This window comes from Serratia sp. YWN4, from assembly GCF_055790845.1.
On record NZ_CM147696.1, the window covers coordinates 2,184,443 to 2,209,511 of the forward strand.

Below are 25,069 nucleotides of genomic sequence, written 5' to 3' on the forward strand. Positions count from 1 at the left end.
ATGTTTTCAGTGAATGAAATATATATTAAACCGGCTGATGACAAAACCCGTATCATGGAAAGAATACCGATGAGTTGATAAAAATCATTACTAATTGAAGGGGTATTTGGCACATCATATCGCGACAGAGAAATAAACCGCGTTGGCTCTCACTCAATAACAGGCGCGCAGGAAAATCGGAGCAAACTCAAGCACTGCCACACGCGTTGCGGGCAAAGAACCACTGAAAATCAGCATGTCTAAGAAACCATTAATTCAGCCTTGATAAGAATTCTGGAGGCTCGGATGAGTGAGATTGGCAACAATAAAACAATGCAGAATTCTCTAGGGTAAATGATGTCAATATAGCGCTGTAAATGGGATTTCTAGTCGATCACTTATAATCGGTTGGTTCAGGGGATCCGCTATTTACTTTATAAAGTGGTATAATTTAAAGTCACTGCTCTTCTTCGGCGAGCTCACAACAATTATGGCATAGAGGTAATTGCCCATGAATACTAGGCTGTGTCCCTCAATTACATATTCGTCGTAAAAACAGCCGAATACAGCCCAGTTGAACCATCGACAGGTAGTTCCTCGCCGTCTTTTCATAACGTGTCGCTATGCGGCGGTTTTCTTTCAGCAAACCAAAGCTTCTTTCTACAACATTGCGCCTACGATAAATCTCTTTATCAAATCGGGTTCGTCCATCTGTACTGGCCTTCTCATTCGACTTATGCGGAATAACGACCTTGATACCACTCCGCTTTAAGTCACTACGTAATGCCTTGTTTGAATAGGCTTTATCAGCGAGAACGGCCTTGCCTCGACGCTTCATAAAACCATTTTTTCTTAGAACGCCGATGCCATCTAATAACCGTAGCGCAAACTGACTTTCATGAGCTTGACCCGCACTCAGCACGATATTTAAAGGGAGCCCGTTTCCGTCTGTTGCCAGATGGATTTTGGTGCCATAACCGCCTCGTGAGCGACCCAGGCCATGATCACTGGCGATATCGGGATGTTTTTTTGGGCACCGGCAGCACAACGCATTGCACGAATATTGCTACCATCCAGAGAGATAGCCGACCAGTCGAGCAGCTTATGCTCATCAAGAATGGACAGTAACTTATTGAATATAGAGTTAATGATGCCTTTTTTTGCCCACCGGTTGAAACGGTTGTAGACGGTTTTCCATGACCCATAGCGTTCGGGTAAATCACGCCAGGGAGCCCCAGAGCACAGCACCCAAAACATGCCATTGATGACTTTACGGTGTTCACTATAGGGATGCCCAGGGCGCTGAGAGCGTTCTGGAGGTAATAATGGCAGGATGAGTGCCCATGCAGCATCAGGAAGATCGTAGCGAGCCATAGCGATAACTGTTTGAAAATTAGGTGATCAGTATACCATTTTTAATTGAGGGACACAGCCTACCCAAAATCAAGCAACATCAGACTCAACGATTTCATTATACCGAGTAGGCGATGTGAATTTTCTGCTGACCTCTGGGCCTGACATGATCAATACACAACTTCGTAAAGGGGAGATGTGGGAACCGGCGACATTACAAATATCGCAGGTGTTAATTGAGGGCATTGAAGAACCCGTTATTGTTGATATTGGTGCAAATATTGGCGCTTATGCTGTTCCTATGGGCAAGAGAATTCTGCCTCAAAACGGTAAATTGTATGCCTTTGAGCCACAGCGCCAGGTGTTCTATCAACTTTGTGCCAGCTTGCTCAGTAACAATCTTAGTAATTGTTATGCCTACCATATGGCAATAGGGGATATTGACGGCGAGATTGATGTCCCGGTTCTTGATATTTTAACCGAGCAAAATTTGGGGGCTTTATCGCTGGATGCAGATATTCGCGCACAACAAAACCTTCTCAGCTCAACCATTAAAGAAACTGAACGCGTAAAGATATCGACGCTCGACACGCTCTCGTTACCCAAGGCAAATCTGGTCAAAATTGATGTTGAAGGATTAGAGCTTGAAGTCTTAAAAGGCGCGCGCCAATGGTTAGCGCATTCCGGCCACCCCGCAATTTTGTTTGAAGTTTGGGGTGACTATATGAAAGGAATGATAGGAAAGCGTAACCGGCTGATGAATTTAGTAAAAAAAGCGTTAGGCTACGAAGTGGTACTCTTTGGCGAACTGTGTATTGCTCAACACCCCAGTAATAAACGCCTGGAGATTAGCCATAGCAAAGAAGGCCTACAATTACGTCGGCTGTAAGCCATCCCAGAGTCAAGATAGGTTTTAGCAGAAACAGGGGCCGACCCGTTCAGCCCAGCCCCTAAATCCCCCTTACAATTTAGCGATTTCAACCAGATTGGTATGTTGCGGATTTCCCTTGGCCAATGGGGAAGGGCGCTGATTGGTGAGGATATTCACGCTGCCGCCGTGATCGATCTTATCCCCAAACATATCGGCCACCAGCCAGGCACCTTGGCCCATGGCGGTGACGCCGGGCATAATCCGTGGGGTGACTTTGGCCTGGAGCCGCGTTTCACCCCGGCTGTTGAATACCCTGACTCTGTCGCCATGCTTGATGCCGCGCGCTTGTGCATCCAGAGGGTTGATCCACACTTCCTGCGGGCAGGCCTGTTGCAGCACGTCAATATTGCCGTAGCTGGAGTGGGTTCTGGCTTTGTAGTGGTAGCCGAACAGTTGCAGTGGGAACTGGCTGCGGGCCGGATCTTCCCAGCTTTCAAAACCGGCGGCGTACACCGGCAGCGGGTGGATCACATCTTCAGCGGCCAATTCCCAGGTGGCAGCAATTTCCGCCAGTCGTTCAGAGTAGATTTCAATCTTGCCCGACGGCGTTTTCAGCGGATTGGCCTGCGGATCTTCGCGGAACTCGCGGAAAGCCACCACATGTTCCTGCGGGCATTTGCGCTTATAAATCCCCACCGTTTTCAGCTCTTCGTAACTCGGCATGTCCGGGTTGCGCTCACGGGTTTTCTCGCAGAGATATTGGATCCACTCCTGCTGGTTGCGGCCTTCGGTGAAGGTCTGTTCGGCTTCTTTACCCACGCGCTTGGCCACTTCCGACAGGATTTCATAAATCGGGCGACGTTCAAATTTGCGTGAAGTGGCAGGCTGCCCGAGGATCACATAGCCCATATTCCCGGCCGACTCATGGGGGATCAGATCTTCCTGCTCGGTCGGCATCAGGTCGGGCAGCAGAATGTCGCAATATTTGGCGGAGGAGGTCATAAAGTGCTCGATGCCGACGATCATTTCGCACTTGCTGTCATCCTGTAGGATTTGGTGTGTACGGCTGATATCGCCATGCTGGTTGATCAGCGTATTGCTGGCATAACACCAGATGAACTTGATCGGCACATCCAACCTGTCTTTGCCGCGAATGCCGTCGCGTTTGGCGGTCATTTGCGTGCCACGTTCGATGGCATCGGTCCAGGTGTAAACAGAAATCTTGGTTTGTACCGGATTGGTCAGCATGTCAAACCATTCCACGCCAAGATCAAAGGAGCCTTCACGGCAGCCGGTGTTACCGCCGTTAATCCCGACGTTGCCGGTCAGGATCGGTAACATGGCGATCGCGCGCGCGGTTTGCTCCCCGTTGGCATGGCGCTGCGGCCCCCAGCCCTGGCAGATATATGCCGGTTTGGTCATGCCGATTTCACGCGCTAGCTGGATAATGCGCGCTGCCGGGATGCCGGTAATACGCGCGGCCCAGGCGGGGGTTTTGGCAATGCCATCTGCGCCCTGGCCAAGAATATAGGCTTTGTAATGGCCGTTTTTCGGTGCGCTGCTGGGTAGGGTTTTCTCATCATAGCCAATGCAGTATTTATCGAGGAACGCCTGGTCCACCAAGTTTTCGCTAATCAGCACATGGGCGATGCCGGAGACTAAAGCAGCGTCGGTGCCTGGGCGGATCGGGATCCACTCGTCTTCCCGGCCTGCGGCGGTGTCGGTGTAGCGCGGGTCGACCACGATCATGCGCGCGTTGGAACGTTCTCTGGCCTGTTCCAAATAGTAGGTGACGCCCGCGCCGCTCATGCGGGTTTCCGCCGGGTTGTTGCCGAACAGCACCACCAGCTTGCTGTTGGCGATATCATCCGGGCTATTGCCCTGTTGCGCACCATACAGATAGGGCATGGCGGCGGTGATTTGTGCGGTGCTGTAGCTGCCGTAGCGGCTAAGGAAGCCGCCGCAGGAGTTCATCAGCCGGTAAGGCACGTTGGAGTTGGTGATATTGCCGCCGTCCACCCCGGTGCCGTACAGCACGTGTACCGCTTCATTTCCGTATTCATCCAGCGTGTGCTTGAGCTTACCGCTGATGGTATCCAGCGCCTCATCCCAACTGATGCGAACGAATTTGCCTTCGCCGCGCTTCCCGACGCGCTTCATCGGGTATTTCAGGCGATCCGGGTGATTCATGCGGCGGCGGATCGAGCGCCCGCGCAGGCAGGCGCGCAGTTGATGGTCGCCATATTCATCGTTGCCGGTATTGTCGGTTTCTACCCAATACACCTCATCGTCACGCACGTGCAGGCGCAGGGCACAGCGGCTACCGCAGTTGACGGTGCAAGAGCTCCAGACCACTTTGTCTGCCTGGGGCTCGCTGTTGGGTGGGTTTTCGGCGGCGGCAGTTTTACGGAACGGTAAAACCAGCCCCGATGTGGCAGCCAGTAAGCAACCGGCAGCGCTGCCGGTTTTGAGCAGTTTTCGTCGGCTGATGGGGTTATTGAGAAGATCCGGATTCTGAATATCGTTCATAAATGCTTCCCTCTTAAAGCCTGTTTTAATCAAGCTGTTTTATTTGCCCGTTGGTGTTGGGCGTAGGGCAATCCTGGATTGATGCATTAATCTTATTTACGTAAGGAATATGAATCTTTCTTGCAAAATAATAGAGTCGGCTGTGATTTAATAATTTCATGCGGCGAGTGTTATTCATCTGCTATCAGGGTATTTCACACCGGCTCACAACGTTACGGATAAATACCCTTACTATACCTTGATGCCGTTACCAATGTTTGTTTGAAGTCAAGTTTTTGGCACCGTAAGTCATATCGATTTTGAAGGTAATTGACTCATTTACAAGTTAATTTTTTAAAATAACAACCCGCACGCCTTTAAAAAATGAACGTGTTGATCGTCATTTCTATTTGGGTGTTTTGATAAGCATATTGAGTTTATTACGGCAGGTGATAGTTAACTTTTTATAACGACTGTGTGTGGGGAACCTTATTAAATCAATAATGAGATTTATTCTTGTTTATTTAAGGTTATTACTGACAACGGTGAAGAGTTGCAAGCTAAATATTTTTTGCTGAAGCGATTTTATTCATGTTATGAAAATATTAATGATTAACCCATTAAAGGTTGATAGAGATCAACACCAGCCACCCTGCATATAACAAAAAATTAACCGCCCGTTCATTTATCGGCGTTTTATAGCGTTATAAACAGGGGATAAATAATAATGCTAAGGGAGAGTCAGTCATTTTTCCAAGATGGCGTTAATCGCCGTGATTTTATGAAACTTTGTGCGGCTCTGGCCGCCACCATGGGGCTCAACAACAAGGCCGCTGCCGAGATAGCACAATCAGTAGGGGCACCACAGCGGCCACCGGTGATCTGGATCGGTGCTCAGGAATGCACTGGCTGTACGGAATCATTACTGCGTGCGACCCACCCAACGATCGAAAACCTGCTGCTCAACGTGATCTCCATGGAGTATCACGAAGTGCTCTCCGCCGCTTTTGGTGAGCAGGCAGAGGAGAACAAGCACCGCGCTATCGAGCAATACAAAGGCCAATATGTGTTGGTGGTTGATGGTTCGATCCCGATGAAAGACGGCGGCATCTACTGCATGGTGGCGGGCCAACCGATCGTCGAGCATATCCGCAAAGCGGCAGAGCATGCTGCGGCGGTGATCGCCATCGGCTCCTGCGCGGCCTGGGGTGGCGTTGCTGCCAGCGGTGCTAACCCGACCGGTGCGGTCAGCCTACAGGACGTGCTGCCGGGCAAAACCGTGATCAATATTCCTGGCTGCCCGCCCAACCCGCATAACTTTCTGGCAACGGTCGCACACATCATCACCTACCAACGGCCACCGGCGCTGGATGCCAAAAACCGCCCCGAATTTGCCTATGGCCGCCTGATCCACGAAAACTGCGAACGCCGCCCGCACTTTGACGCCGGGCGTTTCGCTAAAGAGTTCGGTGACGACGGGCACCGCCAAGGCTGGTGTCTCTATCATCTTGGCTGCAAAGGGCCGGAAACCTACGGCAACTGCTCAACGCTGGAATTCTGCGACGTCGGCGGCGGCATCTGGCCGGTGGGTATCGGCCACCCCTGTTACGGCTGCAATGAGCAGGGGATCGGCTTTACCAAGGGCATTGCTCAACTGGCGAACGTTGAAAACCCCACCCCGCGCTACGCCAAACCGGCGGTGCAGAATGCCGAAGGCGGCCACGTCAGCGCCTCGGCGATCGGCCTGCTGGGGGGCGTGGTCGGGCTGGTGGCAGGCGTCAGCCTGATGACGGTGCGGGAACTGGGGCGGCAGCAAAAACAGCAGCGCAAAGACGACGATCAGCCGCCGCGCAAGGAGTAAGCCGTGAACCGACGTAATTTTCTAAAACTGGCCTCCTGTAGCGCGATAATGGTGGGAGGCGTACCTCCGGCGGTGGCCGGTGCAGAGAATAAGCCACCGATCCCAGACTCGCTGGGGATGCTGTATGACTCAACCCTGTGTGTCGGCTGCCAGGCCTGCGTGAGCAAATGCCAGCAGATCAACCATACCGATTTCCAGGCGCATGGCGAAACTTATGCCTATGCGGGCAATGAGGCCACCTGGTCGAATAACGATAAGCTCAGCCCCTATACCAACAATATTATCCAGGTGTGGAGCAGCGGCAGCGGCCAGCATAAAGACCAGTTGGAAGATGGCTATGCCTATATCAAAAAGCAGTGCATGCACTGTGTTGATCCCAACTGCGTTTCGGTGTGCCCGGTGCAGGCGCTGACCAAACACCCGAAAACCGGCATTGTGCATTACAACCCCAATGTTTGTACCGGCTGCCGCTATTGCATGGTCGGCTGCCCGTTCAACGTGCCGAAATACGACTACGACAACCCGTTCGGCCAAATCCACAAGTGCGAACTGTGCAACCAGAAAGGCGTTGAGCGCCTGGATCAGGGCGGGCTGCCCGGCTGTGTGGAAGTATGCCCGACCGGTGCGGTGATCTTCGGCACCCGCGAGCACCTGTTGGCGGAGGCGAAACAGCGTCTGGCGCGCAAACCCGGTGAAAGCTACCGCTTTCCACGGCAGACCGTGCAGGCCGATGACCACTATGAACACGCGATCCCACATTACCAGCCACATCTGTATGGCGAAGACGAAGGGGGAGGGACGCAGGTGCTGGTGCTGACCGGGGTGCCTTTCGAAAAGCTGGGCCTGCCGCCGCTGGAACCTCTGTCGACCGGCGCGCGCTCCGAGCATGTGCAGCACTCGCTGTACAGCGGCATGGTGCTGCCACTGGCCGCCCTGACCGGCATTACCTTGCTGGCGCACCGCAACACGCGTAAAGAGCGCCGTGATGAGAAGGAAGACGAACATGACGACGCATAAAACGCGCGCGCTTGGCGGGCGGTTGGTGAGCTGGCCGGTGATGCTGCTGGCTCCCTTTGTAGTGCTGTGCGCCTTGCTGATCCTGAAACGCCTGGTGCTGGGGTTGGGTTCGGTGACCGATCTGAACGGTGGCTATCCGTGGGGGATCTGGATTGCCTTCGATCTGCTGGTGGGCACCGGTCTGGCCTGCGGCGGTTGGGCGCTGGCCTGGGCGGTGTATGTGTTTAACCGGGGCGAATACCATCCGCTGGTGCGCCCGGCGCTATTGGCCAGCCTGTTCGGCTATACGCTGGGTGGGCTGTCGATCACCATTGACGTCGGCCGCTACTGGAACCTGCCTTACTTTTACATTCCCGGTCATTTCAACACCTCTTCCGTGCTGTTTGAAACCGCGGTCTGTATGACGATCTACATCGGCGTGGTGGCGCTGGAATTTGCCCCGGCGCTGTTTGAACGCCTGGGTTGGAAGGTGTCGCTCAAATGGCTGAATAAAGCCATGTTCCTGATCATTGCGTTGGGCGCATTGCTGCCCGCGATGCACCAGTCGTCGATGGGGTCGTTGATGATTGCCGCAGGCATCAAGGTGCATCCGCTGTGGCAAAGCTACGAAATGCTACCGCTGTTCTCGTTGCTGACCGCGGGCATCCTGGGGTTCTCGATTGTGATCTTCGAAGGCTCGCTGGTGCAGGCGGGGCTGTTGGGCAAAGGGGCGCGGGAAACGCCGCTGTTTACCCGCATGACCTACATCATTGATGCCATTTTGCTGCTGTTTATCGTGCTGCGCTTTGGCGAACTGATTTACCGCCATAAGACCGGCTACCTGTGGCATCTCGATCGTTTCGCCCTCTCTTTCTGGCTGGAAATCGGTCTGATGCTGTTGCCGCTGCTGCTGTTCCGCTGGAAACGGAACCGCAGAGATTCACGCCTGCTGTTTATCGGTGCGCTGAGCATGATCTGTGGGGCGGCCCTGTGGCGGCTGAACTACTCACTGCTGGCTTACGATCCCGGCAACGGTTACGGCTATTTTCCGACCGCCAGCGAACTGCTGATCTCCATCGGCTTTGTGGCGATAGAAGTGTGTGCGTACATCCTGTTGATCAGGTTGTTACCGGTGCTGCCTGCGCAGCAACACAAGCATGAAAACAACCAGATAGAGGTAGAGCATGAGCCAACGCATCACCATTGATCCCGTAACCCGCATTGAAGGGCATTTACGGATTGACTGCGAAATCGAAGACGGCAAGGTGGTTAAAGCCTGGTCTTCTGGCACCATGTGGCGCGGCATGGAAGAGATTGTGCAAGGTAACGATCCGCGCGATGCCTGGATGATCGTCCAGCGTATCTGTGGCGTCTGTACCACCACCCATGCCTTGGCCTCGGTGCGGGCGGTGGAAAATGCCTTGGGGATGGAAGTGCCGGTTAACGCGCAGTATATCCGCAACATCATTCTGGCGGCCCACAGCATTCACGATCACATCGTGCATTTTTATCAGCTCTCGGCGCTGGACTGGGTCGATATCACCTCGGCACTGAAGGCCGACCCACAAAAAGCCGCCGAACTGCTGAGCGGCTTGTCGAACTGGCCGCTTAACAGCGCCGCCGAATTCAGCCGCGTGCAGCAAAAGATTAAAGATCTGGTAGCCAGCGGCCAACTGGGCATTTTTGCTAACGGCTACTGGGGGCACTCGGCGATGGCGCTGCCGCCGGAAGTCAACCTGATCGCCGTTGCGCACTACCTGCAAGCGCTGGAATGCCAGCGCGATGCTAACCGGGTCGTCGCTATTCTGGGGGGCAAAACGCCGCATATCCAGAACCTGGCGGTGGGCGGGGTGGCTAACCCGATCAACCTGGATGCCCCTAGCGTGCTGAACCTTGAACGCCTGATGTACCTGAAAACCTTTATCGATCGCCTCGGCGACTTTATCGAACAGGTTTATCTGGTGGATAGCGCGGTGATCGCGGCGCACTATCCGGGCTGGCTGGCGCTGGGCAAAGGGGCGGACTGCTATCTTTGCCTGCCGGAGCTGCCAACCGATCGCAAAGGTGACACTTACCTGCTGCCGGGTGGCTTCTTGGAAAACGGCAAATTCCGCCCGATCGCCAACCAGCGCGATGCTTATCTGGTGAATGGCATTCAGGAAAGCGGTAAACATGCCTGGTATCAGGACGATCAGCCGCTAGCGCCGTGGGAAGGGCTGACGCGGCCGAATTACACCGGCTGGCAGGAAGACGGCAAATATTCCTGGGTGAAATCGCCGACCTTCTACGGCAAAGCGGTGGAAATGGGGCCGCTGGCCTGGCTGATGTGCAGCTTACAGGCAGAACATCAGCCGACGCAGAAATACTTCGGCCGCGTCAACGGTGCCTATCAAACCTTGACCGGTCACGCGCTAACCGCCGAACAACTGCCATCAACCTTGGGGCGGATCGTCGGGCGTACGGTGCATGCCTGCGTGCTGCATGAAACCCTCGGCCAGCAGTGGCAGGCGCTGGTAGAAAACATCGGCAAAGGCGATCACGAAACCTTTATCCGGCCCAATATCCCGTTGAGCGGCGAAATTCGCGGCGTCGGGTTTATCGAAGCACCGCGCGGTTCGCTATCCCATTGGGTGGTGATCAAAGACGGCAAGATCGCCAATTATCAGGCGGTGGTGCCTTCCACCTGGAATGCCGGGCCACGCAACCATAACGACGAGCCCGGCCCTTACGAGCGTTCGCTGGTGGGCACACCGGTGGCCGATCCGGCTAAACCGTTGGAAGTGGTGAGAACCATTCACTCTTTCGATCCCTGCATGTCCTGTGCCGTACATATCGTGGACACCACCGGCAATGAAGTCACCCGAGTCAAGGTGCTGTGATGCGTATTCTGGTACTAGGTATCGGTAATCTGTTGTTGAGCGATGAAGCGGTCGGCGTGCGCATTATCGAAGCACTGGAACAGCGCTTTGTGCTACCGGCCTACGTTGACGTGCTGGACGGCGGCACCTCAGGTATGGAACTGATGGAAGTGATGGCCGATCGCGATCATCTGATCGTGGCCGATGCGGTGCTGACCGGCCACGCACCGGGTAGCGTAGTGGTGTTGCACGATGAACAGATCCCCGCGCTGTTCACCCGCAAGATTTCACCGCATCAGTTGGGCTTATCGGACGTGCTGATGGCGCTGCGGCTGACGGAGGAGTTCCCGCAGCGCTTAACGCTGGTTGGCGTGGTGCCGGAATCGCTGGAGCCGGGAATCGGCCTCAGCCCGCGGGTCTCTCAGGCGATTGAACCGGCCTTGGCGCAGGTGCTGGTGGCATTGCAATGCAGCGGTGTGCCGATCTCGCTCAAGGAGGCCGCCGATGCCCGATGCTGTTAGCGGCTTTCAAACCAGCCCGGCCCCGCTGCTGGAGGCGGCGTTTCAGGCTGTCGCAGCCAATGGTATGCGCGATCTGCCGTTTTTCCATTCGCAGATGCCGATTCGCGCCTGTGGGTTTCAACTGTTTGAACAGCAGTGGGTCGGTTGCATGCTCACGCCCTGGATGCTGAGCCTGATGGTGCTCCCAGGCCCGCAGCAGCGGTGGGAACCGCGCCAGATCGGCGAAAAACTGGCGCTGGCGCTGCCCTGCGGCAACGTCAGTTTTACCCTGGGCGAGATCGGTGGTTGTGGGCAATATCTGGCCTGCTCGCTGATGTCGCCGCTGGAGAGTTCGCTGGGGGCCGAGCAGGCGCTGGCATTGGCGGAAAACAGCGCGCGTATGGCGCTATCGCTACCGGTGGTAGACGGCAGTATTCCGAGTAATCCGGCGCGGCGCGCGTTGTTTCGCCTGCCAAGGGGGAACTGACCGATGCATGAAATCAGCCTGTGCCTGAGCACCATGGAACTGATTGAGCAGCAGGCGTTGCAGCACGGTGCCCGGCGGGTGACGGCGGTGTGGCTGGAGATCGGCGCGCTGTCGTGTATTGAAGAGCACGCACTGCGCTTTAGCTTCGCCAGCGCCAGCCGCCATACGCTGGCAGAAGGCTGCCAGTTGCATCTGAGCTATCAACCAGCGCGCGCCTGGTGCTGGAGTTGCAGCACCAGCGTGACGAGCGAGCGGCATGACGCCGGTTGCCCACAGTGCGGCGGCCACGCTTTACGTATTGAGAGCGGCGAAAGCCTGCGATTAAAACAATTAGAAGTGGAATAATTTTAAGAGGTTACATTTTATGTGTACGACTTGCGGTTGCGCCAGTGGAGAAAAATACATCGAAGGGGATGAGCATCATCACCACCATCATGATGACGACCATCATCACGCACATGCCCATCAGGCAGTCACGATCCATCACCATCACCACCACCATTATCACCATCAGGGCGATGTGCATCATCATTACGCCAGCGCTGAAGCGCAGCCGTTTGCGCCGGAGGTACAGCCGCATTCGCAAGACCTGCATTATGGTCACGGCGAGGCAGGGAGCCATGCGCCCGGCATGGGCCAGCGCCGGTTACTGCAGATTGAACAGGACGTGTTGAGTAAAAATAACCACTTGGCGGCGCATAACCGTGAACACTTTGCCACGCAGAATATTTTAGTGCTGAATCTGGTTTCCAGCCCCGGTTCCGGCAAAACCTCCCTGCTGACGGCCACCCTGCAATATCTGGCGGGCAAAGTACCCTGCGCGGTGATCGAAGGCGATCAGCAAACCAGCAACGATGCAGAACGCATCCGCGCGACGGGCGTACCGGCGATTCAGGTGAATACCGGTAAAGGCTGCCACTTGGACGCGCAGATGGTGCACGATGCGGTTCATCGCCTGCCGCTGCAAGACAACAGCCTGCTGTTTATTGAAAACGTCGGCAACCTGGTGTGCCCTGCCAGTTTCGATCTGGGGGAACGGCATAAGGTGGCGGTGCTGTCGGTCACCGAAGGGGAGGACAAACCGCTCAAATATCCACATATGTTTGCCGCCGCAACGCTGATGGTGATCAATAAGATCGACCTGCTGCCCTATGTCGATTTCTCGGTTGAACAGTGCATCGCTTATGCCCGACAGGTTAATCCTGCCATTCAGGTGATTGCTTTGTCGGCTACCAGCGGCGAGGGAATGGATCTCTGGCTCGACTGGCTGGAGGCGCAATAATGTGCCTCGGCGTACCCGGTAAAGTGATCGCGGTTGGCGAAGATCTGCATCAACTGGCAACGGTCGACGTGTGTGGCGTGTCGCTCGGGGTCAATATCGCGTTGGTGTGTGAAGATTCACCGCAGGCGCTGATCGGCCAGTGGGTGCTGGTACACGTGGGGTTCGCCATGAGCCTGCTCGACGAACAGGAAGCGCTGGATACGCTGGCCGCGCTGGAACATATGCGTGCTGTCGGGCTTGAATCCCCGATGCCGGGGGGCAGCGATGCGCTACGTTGATGAATTCCGCGATCCGGCGCTAACCCGAGTGTTGTTGCAGCGCATTGCCCAACTGATGCTTTCGATGCCCGCGCAGCAACGCTTGCCGCTGCAAATCATGGAAGTGTGCGGCGGTCATACTCATGCGATTTTCAAATTCGGGCTCGATCGGCTGCTACCGGATAACCTGGAGTTTGTCCACGGGCCGGGGTGCCCGGTCTGCGTCTTGCCGATGGGGCGCATCGATAGCTGCCTGGAGATTGCCGCGCACCCGGAAGTGATTTTCTGCACCTATGGCGACGCCATGCGCGTGCGCGGGCGCAATGGATCGCTGCTGGATGCCCGGCGGCACGGTGCCGATATTCGGGTGGTGTATTCACCGTTGGATGCCCTGCAACTGGCAGTGGACAATCCGCAACGTGAAGTGGTGTTTTTCGGGCTGGGTTTCGAAACCACCATGCCCGCCAGCGCCTTGACCTTGCAACAGGCGCGGCAGCGTAAGCTGACCAACTTCAGCCTGTTCTGCCAGCACATTACCTTAATCCCCACCTTGCGCAGCCTGTTACAGCAGCCCGATATACGGATTGACGGTTTTCTGGCCCCCGGCCACGTCAGCATGGTGATCGGCAATGCGCCTTACGGCTTTATCGCTGAGCAGTACCATAAACCGCTGGTGGTCACCGGGTTTGAACCGCTGGATATTCTGCAAGGGCTGGTGATGCTGCTGGAACAACTGCGCGCTGGCCACAGCGCGGTGGAAAATCAGTATCGGCGCATTGTGCCAGAGCAGGGTAACCGCTTGGCACAGCAGGCGCTGGCGGAAGTGTTTTGCCTGAAAGCGAGCAGCGAGTGGCGTGGCTTGGGGGAAATCGCCCACTCCGGCGTACAACTGACGCCGGACTATGCCGATTTTGACGCCGAACGGCGCTTTCAGCCTCAGGCGCAGCGCGTGGCGGACGATCCGCGTTCGCGCTGTGGCGATGTGCTGACCGGGCGCTGCAAGCCGGACGCCTGCCCGCTGTTTGGCAAAGAGTGTACGCCAGGCAACGCCTTTGGTGCCTTGATGGTGTCATCGGAAGGAGCCTGTGCGGCTTATTATCAGTACCGCAGGGAGACGGCCTAATGCTTACATCGAACGATGAACGCGAGATCACGTTGGCGCACGGCAGCGGCGGGCGGGCGATGCAAAGCCTGATCGAAGAGCTGTTCTTGCAGGCCTTTGCCAATCCGGCCCTGAACGCGCGGGAAGATCAGGCGCGGATTGCGCTGAGTGAGCTTTGTGCCGCAGGGGATCGGCTGGCGGTATCCACCGACAGCTATGTGATCGACCCGATTTTCTTTCCCGGTGGCGACATCGGCAAGCTGGCGGTGTGTGGCACCGCCAACGACGTGGCGGTCAGCGGTGCGCAGCCGCGCTACCTGAGCTGCGGCCTGATTTTAGAAGAAGGGCTGCCGTTTGCCACGCTGGCGCGCATTGTCCAGTCGATGGCGACCACGGCGCAGCAGGCTGGGATGCAAATCGTCACCGGTGACACCAAAGTGGTGCCCCGTGGGGCGGCAGACAAGATTTTTATCAATACCACCGGCTTTGGTGCCATTCCAGCCAGCGTTGATTGGGGCGTCCATCAGATCCGCCAGGGCGACAGCATTATTGTCAGCGGTACGCTCGGCGATCATGGCGCAACTATCCTCAATTTGCGTGAAGGGCTGGGGCTGGAAAGCGAACTGGCCAGCGACTGTGCCCTGCTGGCCCCGCTGATTGCGCCGTTGTTAAACATCGCTGGTGTGCGGGCACTGCGTGATGCCACGCGCGGCGGCGTGACGGCGGTGCTGCATGAGTTTGCTGCTGCCAGCGGCTGCGGCATGGAGATTGTGGAAGCGGCGTTGCCGTTGAAACCCGCAGTACGCGGGATTTGCGAATTACTGGGGCTGGATGCGCTGAACTTTGCCAATGAAGGCAAGCTGGTGCTGGTGGTGGCTCCCGAAGCCGAAGCCGAGGTGTTGGCCGCGCTGCATCAGCACCCGCAGGGGCGTGATGCGGCGATGATTGGCCGCACGTTGGAGCGCCAACAGGTGAATGTGGTGGGGTTATTTGGCGTTTCCCGCCGCCTGGATCTGCCGTTGGATGAGCCGCTGCCGCGGATTTGTTAGCTGACCAGTTCCCTCTCCCTGTAGGGCGAGGGTTAGGGTGAGGGGGATATCGCTTAATGCTTAACTCGTTCTCTTTGATAAAGGGCTCTATTTTGTTTGTTGGTTTGAATAAGCATATTTTTCGGACGCGCAAGATTTGGCGTTTATCAGGTGGCACCGTGAAAGCGCCCGAGCAGGGGGCTCAAGAGCCAGCCCCCTGCACCCCGGCCCTTGCCATATCAGGCGGCCGCTGCGCGGCTACCTTCACTCCGCCACAGCGCATGACGGCCGGCTACGACAGGCGTCCCTGCCTGTCTCGCCTGAACGCGCCGTCCATGGCGCGTTCGCCTATGCGCCGCGTCTGCGTTCAGCGCCTTCAATGGCGTCAACACCGGTGCCCACCTGTTGTAGTGGTAGTTAGATATCATGGCGCATATTGATACTACAACTACCAACATTAATGGCATTAGCCTGCGGGTGAAAGGCAAGGTGCAAGGGGTAGGGTTTCGCCCCTACGTCTGGCTGCTGGCGCGGCAGTTCGAGCTGCACGGTGACGTCAGCAACGACGGCGCTGGCGTGATCGTCCGGCTCTGGCAATCGCCCAAAGTGGCGGATTTTCTGCACGCCTTGCCGTTGCAGTGTCCGCCGTTGGCGCGGATCGACAGCGTCAGCCAGCAACCGCTGCATTGGCCGCAGGAACCGCAGGATTTCACCATTGCCAGCAGCGGTGCAGGGCAGCTTGATACCCATATTGTGGCCGATGCCGCCACCTGTGACGCCTGCCTGGCAGAACTGAATTCGCCGGACAACCGGCGCTACCGCTACCCGTTTATCAACTGCACCCACTGTGGCCCGCGTTTCACCATCATTCGGCAGATGCCTTACGATCGCCCCAACACCTCCATGCAGCCATTCCCACTGTGTGCTGCCTGCCAGGCGGAGTATGACGATCCGGCCGACCGCCGGTTCCACGCGCAGCCCAATGCCTGCCCGGCTTGCGGCCCGCAGCTGTGGCTGAGCGATGCCAACGGCAAGGCTACCGCCAGCGCGGAAGAGGCGTTGCAACGAGCCGCTCAGGCGCTGCTGGCGGGGGAGACTCTGGCGATCAAAGGTATCGGCGGCTTTCATCTGGCTTGTGATGCCACTAATTCAGCGGCGGTGCAGCGCCTGCGCTTGCGTAAACGTCGCCCGGCCAAACCGCTGGCGGTGATGATGCCGGATGCTGACTGGCTGGCGGCGTGCGTGCAGGGGGCAGACCCTACGCCGTTGCTCAAACTGCTGCGCAGCCCGGCGGCACCGGTGGTGCTGGTGCCTGCGCATCCCGACAGCCCGTTGTGCCGGGAAATTGCCCTAGGGCTGAGCGAAGTGGGGGTGATGCTGCCCGCCAATCCGCTGCAACATCTGTTGCTCCAGCAGGTTGCCCGCCCGCTGGTGATGACCTCTGGCAATCTGTCGGGCAAACCCCCGGCGCTGAGCAACCAGCAGGCGCTTGAGGAATTGGCTGAAATTGCCGACGGCTGGTTGCTGCATAACCGCGAGATCGTCCAGCGTGCCGACGATACGGTGCTGCGCTTCAACCAACAGGGCACTGAAATGCTGCGCCGGGCGCGCGGCTACGTGCCCGATGCGTTGCCATTGCCGCCCGGTTTTAGCGCGCAGTCACCGGTTTTGGCACTGGGTGCCGATACCAAAAATACCTTCTGCCTGCTGTGGGGCGATCGCGCCGTGGTCAGCCAGCATCTTGGCTCGTTGGCCGATGAGGCTACCTGCCAGCAGCAACAGCAACTGATTACGCTGTTCGGGGAGGTTTACGGCGTGGTGCCGCAGGCGATCGCTATCGATGCTCACCCCGGTTATCTCAGCCATCAGCAGGGCCAAGCGCTGGCCGAGCGTTTAGCCATGCCCTGCGTGGAAACGCTTCACCACCATGCTCACTTGGCAAGCTGTTTAGCCGAGCATGCCTGGCCGCGTGACGGCGGCAAGGTGATCGGGTTGGCGCTGGATGGCTTGGGCTACGGTATGGACGGGCAACTTTGGGGCGGCGAATGCCTGCTGGTGGATTATCAGCATTGTGAACATTTGGGCGGGTTGCCTGCGGTGGCGCTGCCGGGGGGTGATTTGGCGGCGCAGCAGCCGTGGCGCAACCTGCTGGCGCACCTGTTGCGCTTTGTACCCGGCTGGCAGGCGCTGCCGGAAGCAGCAGGTATCCCGCAGCCACAGGGCAGCGTTCTGGCGCGGGCGATTGAGCGCCAGATCAATGCGCCGCTGGCCTCTTCCACCGGGCGCTTGTTTGATGCAGTGGCTGCTGCGCTGCAAATCGTCCCACCGCAGATTTCTTGGGAAGGCGAAGCCGCCTGCCTGCTGGAAGCGCTGGCACAACAAAGCTCGCACCATCAGCCGCCGGTTTCTCTGCCGCTGTGCGGCCAGCAGTTGGATTTGCCCACCTTCTGGCAGCAGTGGCTGAATTATCGGGCTGCGCCAGCACAACGGGCTTACGCGTTCCATTGGGCGTTGGCGCAGGGGTTTGCCGCTTTGGCCCGGCAGGCGGCGCAGCAGCACGGTATTCATACCGTCGCGCTGTCGGGCGGGGTATTGCATAACCAGCTGTTGCGCCAACTGCTGGTGCAACAGCTGGATGGCTTGCAGGTGTTACTGCCGTCGCAGTGGCCTGCCGGTGATGGCGGTTTGGCGCTGGGGCAGGCGTTGATCGCCGCAGCGCGTTAGGGCACGTTAATTTTTTTGGTTTTCTATAAGGATGATCAACAGGTGATAACTATGCGTATTAATGTCAAAGCTGTGGCTGTATCCGTACTGGCGCTGTTCCCGATGCTGGCTTGCGCCCACGTTGGCAACGATGGCGGTACTCATCACGTTTTAAACTTCGCCGAAGGCTTGCTCCACCCTCTGACCGGGATGGATCACCTGGTGGCGATGATTCTGGTGGGCATTTGGAGCGCCATGAACACCCAGAAATGGTGGCTTGCGCCGCTGGCGTTTGCCGGGTTGTTGTTGGCAGGCGCGTTGATCGGCATGGCGGGCGTAACGCTGCCTGGCACCGAGCTGATCGTGGCCGCCTCGCTGTTGGGCATTGGGCTGATGGTGGCGCTGCGGCTGAAATTGCGTGCGGTAACCGGCGCGTTGATCATTGGCGCTTTTGCCATCTTCCACGGTTTGGCGCACGGTGCTGAGCTCTCTCATTCGGCGGCGGCACTGTCCGGTATGGTAATCGCAACGGCAGGGCTTCATCTGGTGGGCTTGGGGATCGGCTATCTGCTGACCCTTTCCAGCACTAACCGTTGGTGGGCAGGGGTGATTGGCGGCGGTTCATCTTTACTGGGGATTGGTTTGCTCAGCGGCTTGTTCTGATGCCATAACAGCCTGTTGCTGGCACTGGTTTGCGATGGGTGTCAGCAATATTGTTTATTAATCTCCAAAAGCGGTTGGATTGACGAACACTTTTTGGTTAGATTCCCGCCTAATTCAAGTAATCACAGGGAATGCTGTAATGAGACGAGTTGTTTGGGGGCTGGCGCTGAGCCTGGTTTCTTGTTCCTCCCTGGCGGATTGCCAGGCGCTTTTGCAGGATTTGGCCAAGCCTTTTGCGGCCAAACTGACCAGTAATACCGAGTTTTCTACCTGCAAGGTCTGGCCTTATGCCCCCGATAAAACCATTGCGGTGCTGATGTTGGAGCCGAAGGTTAAAGAAGACCCGGACTTTATCGACTATGACGTTGCCGTTTACGTTGTTGACAGCCAATCCGGGAAAGTCCTGGCTAACAAATACCATCCAAAAGCCATTATGGATGATGCTATCTTTACCAACAGCGTGACCATTGATACCGCGCGCTATCAGCTTTCCCCAGGGGTACGTGCTTTCGGCGTGCGTTTTAACCATCGGGGTTCCTCCTCGGTTAATCCGTTCAACATAGAAAGATTGAATCTGTATTCGCTGAAAGATCATCAACTCGCGTTAGTCCTCAATAATCTCACGATGGACGAATTCAGCGGTGAATGGGACGGCCAATGCACCGGAGAGTTCGATAAAACCCAGCGCGTACTGGCGCTGGGGCCACTCTCGCACCGTGGCTATCGGGATCTGGAATTGCAGGAAACGGTAGACCACATTGTGTCGGTAAAAGACGGGGAAAACTGCGTGGATAGCAAAAAAACATCGGTCAAGACGCCGACTACCTTGGCCTTTGATGGTGAGCGCTATCCGCTAGGTCAGGATAAGCTGCTCGATCATCGTTTTTAACCGCCATTTGCCAAGGTTAAGTCGCTTTCGACCATGAAAAAAATCTTCTTTTTCGATTTGCCGTTTGTCCGGCACGATCTCAATGCACCCAGTGAAAGTAAGTATCGGCGCATTTTGGCCGGGGATAAGGTTTTCTATACCTATAGCAGACAGTTTCTTGAGGCCAATGTCTTGAACCGGTTGGTCGAGGGGGATCGCGTTTATATCGGCGCACATCAACTGGCCGACGGTCGCTATTGGCTGCATTGGCTGGCCAGTGAGGAAAAGGGGGTGTTGCAGCCGAAGGTAGCAGACATCAGTAAACTGAGGGCGACGCTGAAGCTGATGGGCGGATTAGGCGTGATAGGGGCGTCGATCTATGCGGCTTTTAAATCCTACAGCTACCCGAGGTTGGGTAATCGTGAGGGTTTGGTGTATGAAACGGCAACCTTGCCGCATTAGCCGTGTTCTAACGCACCCCGCCAGCAATCAGCCTAAGCCGATGCTGCTTGGGATATTCCCGGCCAATCTGCCGTTGTTGCAGGTGCCAGCATAATTGCTCACTATCGTGCCGCTTGGCATCAAACAGCAACCCCACCACGCTGCCGCTGTGCGCCACGTTCAGGCCGTAAATCCCGCAGCTTTCGCTGATCTCCAACAGCGCATCGAACAGCGGTTTGGGCAGCAACCGCTGGCTGGCGCGGGCGCTGAGGGTGGTGGCTTCGCCTAATTTGCCGCAGTCATGGGTTTTTATCGCCAAAGAAAACAGCGCCCAAGCCTGTTCAAGTAGGGCGGCATTTTCCAGCAGCGCCTGCTGGCGATCGCGGCGATGATAATCGGCGGTGTTCAGAGTTTGCGGGCTTTCCAGCAGCAGAATATCCAGCGGCGGCAGCCAATCACAAGAGATCTGGGTGGTTGCCGCTTGGTGATCGAATAACGTCAGTTGGCGGAACAGCGTGCTGTCGGTGGGTTCCAGTTGCACGCACAGCTTGGCGAGCGCGGGTTCATCCAGCGAATGGCCAAGATGGCGCGCGGTGGCCTGCGCGGTGGCGGCGATATCGGCGGTGCTGCTGGCCAGCCCTTTCGCCACCGGGATGCTGGAGCTGAAATCAATGCGTAAACCGCGTGCGGCACTGCCGGGGTGGCCAAAGTGTTCCAGCACATTGATCAGCATTTGGCGCATCAGCGGGCGCTCGTGGTGGCCCGGTTGTCCATTGGTCACCGAAACGGTGCTGAACCAGTTTACCGGGCAGGAAACCAGCTTTTCACCGCCGAGGATCCAGCCTTGAATCAGTTCGCCGCAAGAGGCGGGGCAGCGCGCCTCAGCCATCGGCAAAAACCTGCCGTAATGCGGCGATCAGCCTGCGGTTAGCGGCTTCGCTCTTTATCGCCACCCGATAGTAATCGGCAGAAAGGCCAGGGTAGTTGGCACAGTGGCGGATCAGAATCTGCTGTTGCAACAGCGCCTGTTGCAGTTCGAGTTCCGGGCGCAGGCAGCGCAGGAAAATATAGTTTGCCGCGCCGGGCCAGACGCGCAACTGCGGGATGGCCGCCAGCGCATCAAATAGCCACGCCCGCTGCTGCGCCAGCCACTGATGGGTTTGCTGAATATAGAGATGATCGTTGAGAATGATCTCCCCCGCCAGCGCGGCAAAGGTGTTAATGGTCCAAGGTTCCCGCGCCTGCTTCATCTGCCGGATGCCTGCCAGATCGCTGCTGACCAGATAGCCGAGCCGCAGCCCCGGAATGGCAAAAAACTTGGTCAGCGAGCGCAGGATATACAACTGTGGGTAATGGGCGATCTGCGGAATAAAGCCCGGCGTATCCGGCAGAAAATCGATAAAGGCTTCATCGACGATCAGCGCGATATCATGCTGCTGGCAGCAGGCGAGAATGGCTTGCAGCAGGGCAGGGTCGGGCATCAGCCCCGTCGGGTTATTGGGGGTGGCGATGAACAGGCAATCGGGGCGCTGCTCGGCCAGCACCTTCAGCAGGCGTTCGTCGGGCTGAAACCCGCTCTCTTCCTCTAACGGGTAATGCTGAATGCGGCATTTTGCCCGCCGTAACGCCCGGCGATATTCGGCAAAACCCGGCGTCAGCAGCAACGCGGTGCGCGGGCGCAAGCGGTTCACCACGGCGTAAATCAGCTCGGTTGCGCCGTTGCCCGCGATGATATTGTCCGGCTGGCAATGGTGCGCCCGCGCCAAGGCGGCATGCAAACGGCGGTATTCAACGTCGGGATAGCATTCGGCGCTGTCGAGCTGCGCAATGATCGCCGCTTTCAGGCTGGCGGGCATGCCCAGCGGATTAATATTGGCGCTGAAATCGAGAATATCCGCCGGATTTAGGCCAGTTTTCAGCGCCATTTCCAGTACGTTGCCGCCATGTTCACTCATGGGGCGTTAAAACCACAGAAGGCAGGGCGATCTGCTCAGGCATAAACGCCAACACCTCACGCAGGTTGACCACCTGGCCGACCACGATCAGCGCCGGTGTGGTTAAACCCTGCGCGGCAACCTCATCAACCAGAGTTTCAAGCGTAGCGGCGGCGATCCGTTGCCGCTGTTGGCTGGCATTCATCACCACCGCCGCGGGCGTGCTGGCCGCTTTGCCCCCGGCGATCAACTGCTGGCAGATGCTGGCCAACTGCGTCATGCCCATCAGGATCACCAGCGTGCCCTCCAGTTTGGCCAGCGTGGCCCAATCCTGCGGCTGATTCCCTTGGCGCAGGTGGCCGGTAATCACGTGAAAGCCCGAAGCATAATCGCGGTGGGTGACCGGGATACCGGCATAGGCCAGCCCGCCGATGGCCGAACTGATGCCGGGGATCACTTCAAACGGGATCTGCGCTTGCGCCAGCGCTTCGGCCTCTTCGGCACCGCGCCCGAACACATAGGGATCGCCGCCTTTCAGGCGCACCACGTTCAGGCCGCGCCGCGCACAGTCAATCAGCAGTTGATTGATCTGCGGTTGCGGCACCGGGTGGTGATCGGGGTTTTTGCCGACGTTAATCATTTCACAATTGCTGGGGGCTTCCTGCAACAGATCGGCGCTCACCAGACGATCGTAAACCAGCGCCTGCGCCTGCCGGATGCAATGCAGGCCTTTAACGGTGATCAGCGCGGCATCCCCAGGCCCGGCGCCGACCAGCCAAACTTTTCCACTTTTCATCGTCGCTCCAGCGGGTTATCAGGCGGGTTGCGGCTGCGGGTCATTGAGCGCCACGCGCACCACGTCGCGGGCGATCATCAACTCTTCGTTGGTGTTCACAATCGCAATCTGCACCGGTGAACCCTCACGCTGGATAAACGGCTGATTGGCATTGTTTTTCTCCTCATCCAGTTCGATGCCGAGAAAGCCCAGTTGATGGCAGATCTGCTGGCGCGCATTGCGGGCGTTCTCGCCGATGCCGCCGGTAAAAATCAACACGTCGATGCCCCCCAACTGCACGATATAGCTGCCAATCACCGCACGGATGCGTTCAGCAAACAGCTTGAGCGCCAGTTGCGCTCTGGGGTTGCCGGTAGCGGCAGCCTGCTCGACATCACGGTAATCGTGAGAGACACCGGATACGCCCAGCAAGCCGGACTGATTGTTGATCAACAGATTGATCTCCTGCGCATTTTTCCCTTCCGCCTGCTGGATAAACGGCAGGATGGAAGGATCGATATCGCCGCTGCGGGTGCCCATCATCACCCCTGCCTGCGGGGTAAAGCCCATGGAGGTATTAACCGAGCGGCCATCGCGAATGGCGCAAATGCTGGAACCATTGCCCAAATGGCAGGAGATAATGCGCAGTTGTTCCAGTGGGCGGCCTAGCCGTTGTGCACACACCGTGCTGACATATTTGTGGCTGGTGCCGTGGAAGCCATAGCGGCGGATGCCGAGTTCCGCGTAATAGCGCCAAGGCAGCGGGTAGAGGTAATGGATATCGCTCAGCGTCTGGTGGAAGGCGGTATCAAACACCGCAACGGAACGGGCGTGGGGCAATGCCTGCTGGAAAACGCGGATCGCCTGGGCGTTAACCGGGTTATGCAGCGGTGCCAGCGCGCCGAGCTGTTCAATCTTTTCCAGCACCTCCGGCGTAATCACCACCGAGTCGCAGAAGGCTTCACCGCCGTGCGCCACCCGGTGGCCAACGCCGCAGATTTCCGTGAGCGAAGCGATAATCTGATGCTCGATCAGTGCATTAAGCAGATGCACGGCCGCCTGATGGCAATCCGTGATCGGCAGGGTGTTGCGCCATTTCTGCTCCCCGGCGCGCAGCGTCACAACGGCGTCCTGCATGCCAATGCGCTCGATCAGCCCCTGGCAGATCACCTGCTCGCCGGGCTGGGAAAATAGTTGAAACTTCAGTGAAGAACTGCCGGCGTTAATCGCCATAATTTTACTAGGCATACGACTCTCCATCAGGATTTAAAAACTGGATCAAATCGGCCATCCCGGCACCGGTCTGCGCCGAGGTGAGAAACACGTTCAAAACACCGGCCTGATGCAGGCGATCTGTCGCCCAGGCCAGTTGATTCGAATGGGTAAGGGTGTCGGCCTTGCTGATAATGCCGATCACCGGCTGGGTGAAAACCTGTGCAAACATCGGGGCAAACCAGCTCTGTTCCGCATCCAGGTTCTGCACCAGCCCAACCACATCTGCCTCGCAGGCGCTGGCGAGCAGGGCACTGTACAGGCAGCGGTTTTCCAGATATTCGCCGGGGGTGTCGATCGCGCAGTCCTGCCAGACAATGGCCTGGGTTTTTTGGTAGTTCAGCGTTTCCCCCTGCAAACGTTGGATCAGCGAGGTTTTGCCGCACTGGCTGGGGCCGATCAGCATGATGCGCTTCATGGCGTCAGGTCCGGGTCAGGTTGCAGGCGGTGAACTTCATCATGTCGCCGAGGGTGTAGATCACCTGTTTCAGCGCATATTCCACCGCCGACACATCGCCGGTGAATACCACCGCACCGGTGAAGCGATCGATAAAACCAATCTCTACCGCGCCGGATTTGGTGGCGATATCGCTGGCAATGATCGACGCCTCGCTGGGGGTGATGGTCAGAATGCCGATGGCATTGCTGGCGTCACTCAGGCCGAGTTTTTTGTAGAGTGCCTTGTTAGGGTTGGCGATCAGGTGGGCCAGGGTGATCTGTTTCCCCGGCACGTATTCCTGAATCACCCGTTCGGTTGCGGTTGGCTTTTCCATCATGCCCCCTGAATCAACTGGCGCCACAGCGCCTCATGTGGGCGCGGGATCACGGTGCTGTAAATCAGCAGGCCGTTTTCGCCCGCGCTCTGGCTGGCGACGTCTACCGCGTTTTTGACGTCGGCAATATCGCCGCTCATCACCTGATAGCACTTACCACCGATGCCAAACGCCATATGGATGCGCACCAGCGTGATATGCGCCGCCTTTACCGCCCGATCGGCGGCGGTGATGCAGGCCACGGCGCTCCAGGTTTCCACCACGCCAACGGCCTGGCGGTTTTCCACCGGGTTCAGCCCGTTCAATGCGGGCAAAACCGACGGGTGGAGGTTGGGCAGTACAATGCTGTCGACCAGCAGATGGCCGCTGTGCTGGGTGCCGTTTTGCACCGACTGCGTTACCGCCCCTACATCGCCCCCCACCATCAGCAGATATTTGCCTGGGCAGAGCGTTTTACTTACCAACAGCTCAACGTTGGCGCTTTTCAGCATCAGGTCACAGACCTCTATGCCCTTGGCGATACTACTTAGTTCAACAATTCCAATGGCTTGTGACATA

Annotated in this window: 25 protein-coding genes; 16 read left to right on the plus strand and 9 right to left on the minus strand. The window is 57.2% G+C overall.

The features are described 5' to 3' along the window. Positions 1-511: 511 nt before the first annotated feature. A protein-coding gene (locus ACX9GT_RS10255) for an IS5 family transposase (RefSeq protein ID WP_473188083.1) occupies positions 512-1,353 on the minus strand; the annotation gives its coding sequence in 2 pieces (ribosomal slippage) (positions 512-1,011 and positions 1,011-1,353; 843 coding nt in all). 145 nt (positions 1,354-1,498) lie between these two features. Between ACX9GT_RS10255 and ACX9GT_RS10260 the strand changes: the two genes are divergently transcribed. Next, the gene (locus ACX9GT_RS10260) at positions 1,499-2,221 is read left to right on the plus strand and encodes an FkbM family methyltransferase (protein WP_473190968.1); all 723 of its coding nucleotides are present in this window, start codon (positions 1,499-1,501) and stop codon (positions 2,219-2,221) included. A 72-nt stretch (positions 2,222-2,293) separates the two neighbouring features. On the opposite strand, the gene ynfF is transcribed toward ACX9GT_RS10260, so the two are convergent. Beyond that, the gene (gene ynfF / locus ACX9GT_RS10265) at positions 2,294-4,732 is read right to left on the minus strand and encodes a selenate/tellurate reductase subunit YnfF (RefSeq protein ID WP_473190969.1); all 2,439 of its coding nucleotides are present in this window, start codon (positions 4,730-4,732) and stop codon (positions 2,294-2,296) included. Positions 4,733-5,438: 706 nt separating this feature from the next. On the opposite strand from ynfF, the gene hybO reads away from it, so the two are divergent. The 15 genes from hybO to ACX9GT_RS10340 all read left to right on the plus strand — a co-directional run bounded on the left by hybO (position 5,439) and on the right by ACX9GT_RS10340 (position 19,778). After that, positions 5,439-6,572: a hydrogenase 2 small subunit gene (gene hybO, locus ACX9GT_RS10270; protein WP_473190970.1), complete on the plus strand. Its 1,134-nt coding sequence runs from the start codon at positions 5,439-5,441 to the stop codon at positions 6,570-6,572. A gap of 3 nt (positions 6,573-6,575) precedes the next feature. Continuing rightward, a complete protein-coding gene (gene hybA, locus ACX9GT_RS10275; RefSeq protein ID WP_473190971.1) occupies positions 6,576-7,589 on the plus strand; it encodes a hydrogenase 2 operon protein HybA in 1,014 nt (337 codons plus the stop codon). Further along, a complete protein-coding gene (gene hybB, locus ACX9GT_RS10280; RefSeq protein WP_473190972.1) occupies positions 7,576-8,775 on the plus strand; it encodes a Ni/Fe-hydrogenase cytochrome b subunit in 1,200 nt (399 codons plus the stop codon). Before hybA ends, hybB begins: the two co-directional genes overlap by 14 nt. After that, entirely contained in the window at positions 8,753-10,447 is a 1,695-nt protein-coding gene (gene hybC / locus ACX9GT_RS10285; protein WP_473190973.1) for a hydrogenase 2 large subunit, read from the plus strand. The genes hybB and hybC overlap by 23 nt, the downstream gene beginning before the upstream one ends. Next, positions 10,447-10,947 carry a HyaD/HybD family hydrogenase maturation endopeptidase gene (locus ACX9GT_RS10290; protein ID WP_473190974.1) on the plus strand — a complete coding sequence of 167 codons (501 nt, stop codon included), beginning with the start codon at positions 10,447-10,449 and terminating at the stop codon, positions 10,945-10,947. Before hybC ends, ACX9GT_RS10290 begins: the two co-directional genes overlap by 1 nt. Continuing rightward, positions 10,931-11,413 (plus strand): hydrogenase-2 assembly chaperone, encoded by a 483-nt coding sequence (gene hybE, locus ACX9GT_RS10295; protein ID WP_473190975.1) that lies wholly within the window; start codon positions 10,931-10,933, stop codon positions 11,411-11,413. Before ACX9GT_RS10290 ends, hybE begins: the two co-directional genes overlap by 17 nt. Before the next feature lie 3 nt (positions 11,414-11,416). Beyond that, positions 11,417-11,758: a hydrogenase maturation nickel metallochaperone HypA gene (gene hypA / locus ACX9GT_RS10300; RefSeq protein WP_473190976.1), complete on the plus strand. Its 342-nt coding sequence runs from the start codon at positions 11,417-11,419 to the stop codon at positions 11,756-11,758. Between the two features lie 19 nt (positions 11,759-11,777). Next, positions 11,778-12,695, plus strand: a complete 918-nt coding sequence (hypB, locus tag ACX9GT_RS10305; RefSeq protein WP_473190977.1) for a hydrogenase nickel incorporation protein HypB — start codon at positions 11,778-11,780, stop codon at positions 12,693-12,695. Further along, positions 12,695-12,973, plus strand: a complete 279-nt coding sequence (gene hybG / locus ACX9GT_RS10310; protein WP_337263748.1) for a hydrogenase maturation factor HybG — start codon at positions 12,695-12,697, stop codon at positions 12,971-12,973. Before hypB ends, hybG begins: the two co-directional genes overlap by 1 nt. Beyond that, positions 12,960-14,075, plus strand: coding sequence for a hydrogenase formation protein HypD (hypD, locus tag ACX9GT_RS10315; protein ID WP_473190978.1), 1,116 nt, complete (start codon positions 12,960-12,962; stop codon positions 14,073-14,075). Before hybG ends, hypD begins: the two co-directional genes overlap by 14 nt. Before the next feature lie 59 nt (positions 14,076-14,134). After that, positions 14,135-15,103, plus strand: coding sequence for a hydrogenase expression/formation protein HypE (gene hypE / locus ACX9GT_RS10320; RefSeq protein WP_473191558.1), 969 nt, complete (start codon positions 14,135-14,137; stop codon positions 15,101-15,103). Positions 15,104-15,508: 405 nt separating this feature from the next. Continuing rightward, positions 15,509-17,806: a carbamoyltransferase HypF gene (hypF, locus tag ACX9GT_RS10325; RefSeq protein ID WP_473190979.1), complete on the plus strand. Its 2,298-nt coding sequence runs from the start codon at positions 15,509-15,511 to the stop codon at positions 17,804-17,806. A 51-nt stretch (positions 17,807-17,857) separates the two neighbouring features. Next, positions 17,858-18,448, plus strand: a complete 591-nt coding sequence (locus ACX9GT_RS10330) for a HupE/UreJ family protein (protein WP_473190980.1) — start codon at positions 17,858-17,860, stop codon at positions 18,446-18,448. A gap of 139 nt (positions 18,449-18,587) precedes the next feature. Further along, positions 18,588-19,337, plus strand: coding sequence for a PA3715 family protein (locus ACX9GT_RS10335; RefSeq protein WP_473190981.1), 750 nt, complete (start codon positions 18,588-18,590; stop codon positions 19,335-19,337). Positions 19,338-19,370: 33 nt separating this feature from the next. Then, positions 19,371-19,778 (plus strand): hypothetical protein, encoded by a 408-nt coding sequence (locus tag ACX9GT_RS10340; protein ID WP_473190982.1) that lies wholly within the window; start codon positions 19,371-19,373, stop codon positions 19,776-19,778. A 7-nt stretch (positions 19,779-19,785) separates the two neighbouring features. On the opposite strand, the gene ACX9GT_RS10345 is transcribed toward ACX9GT_RS10340, so the two are convergent. Genes ACX9GT_RS10345 through ACX9GT_RS10375 form a run of 7 tightly spaced genes read right to left on the minus strand, consistent with a single transcriptional unit; the run spans position 19,786 to position 25,068 of the window. Continuing rightward, a complete protein-coding gene (locus ACX9GT_RS10345) occupies positions 19,786-20,646 on the minus strand; it encodes a GHMP family kinase ATP-binding protein (protein ID WP_473190983.1) in 861 nt (286 codons plus the stop codon). Then, positions 20,639-21,712, minus strand: a complete 1,074-nt coding sequence (cobD, locus tag ACX9GT_RS10350) for a threonine-phosphate decarboxylase CobD (protein WP_473190984.1) — start codon at positions 21,710-21,712, stop codon at positions 20,639-20,641. The genes ACX9GT_RS10345 and cobD overlap by 8 nt, the downstream gene beginning before the upstream one ends. After that, complete coding sequence (cobA, locus tag ACX9GT_RS10355) at positions 21,705-22,487, minus strand: uroporphyrinogen-III C-methyltransferase (RefSeq protein WP_473190985.1); 783 nt, start codon at positions 22,485-22,487, stop codon at positions 21,705-21,707. The genes cobD and cobA overlap by 8 nt, the downstream gene beginning before the upstream one ends. An 18-nt stretch (positions 22,488-22,505) precedes the next feature. Next, a complete protein-coding gene (locus tag ACX9GT_RS10360) occupies positions 22,506-23,714 on the minus strand; it encodes an acetate/propionate family kinase (RefSeq protein WP_473190986.1) in 1,209 nt (402 codons plus the stop codon). After that, the gene (locus ACX9GT_RS10365; protein ID WP_473190987.1) at positions 23,707-24,156 is read right to left on the minus strand and encodes a EutP/PduV family microcompartment system protein; all 450 of its coding nucleotides are present in this window, start codon (positions 24,154-24,156) and stop codon (positions 23,707-23,709) included. Before ACX9GT_RS10365 ends, ACX9GT_RS10360 begins: the two co-directional genes overlap by 8 nt. A 4-nt stretch (positions 24,157-24,160) precedes the next feature. Next, on the minus strand, positions 24,161-24,511 hold the full coding sequence (gene pduU / locus ACX9GT_RS10370; protein WP_459402814.1) for a propanediol utilization microcompartment protein PduU: 351 nt from the start codon (positions 24,509-24,511) through the stop codon (positions 24,161-24,163). Beyond that, positions 24,511-25,068: a BMC domain-containing protein gene (locus tag ACX9GT_RS10375; RefSeq protein WP_459398919.1), complete on the minus strand. Its 558-nt coding sequence runs from the start codon at positions 25,066-25,068 to the stop codon at positions 24,511-24,513. Before ACX9GT_RS10375 ends, pduU begins: the two co-directional genes overlap by 1 nt. Between the last annotated feature and the right edge of the window lies 1 nt (position 25,069).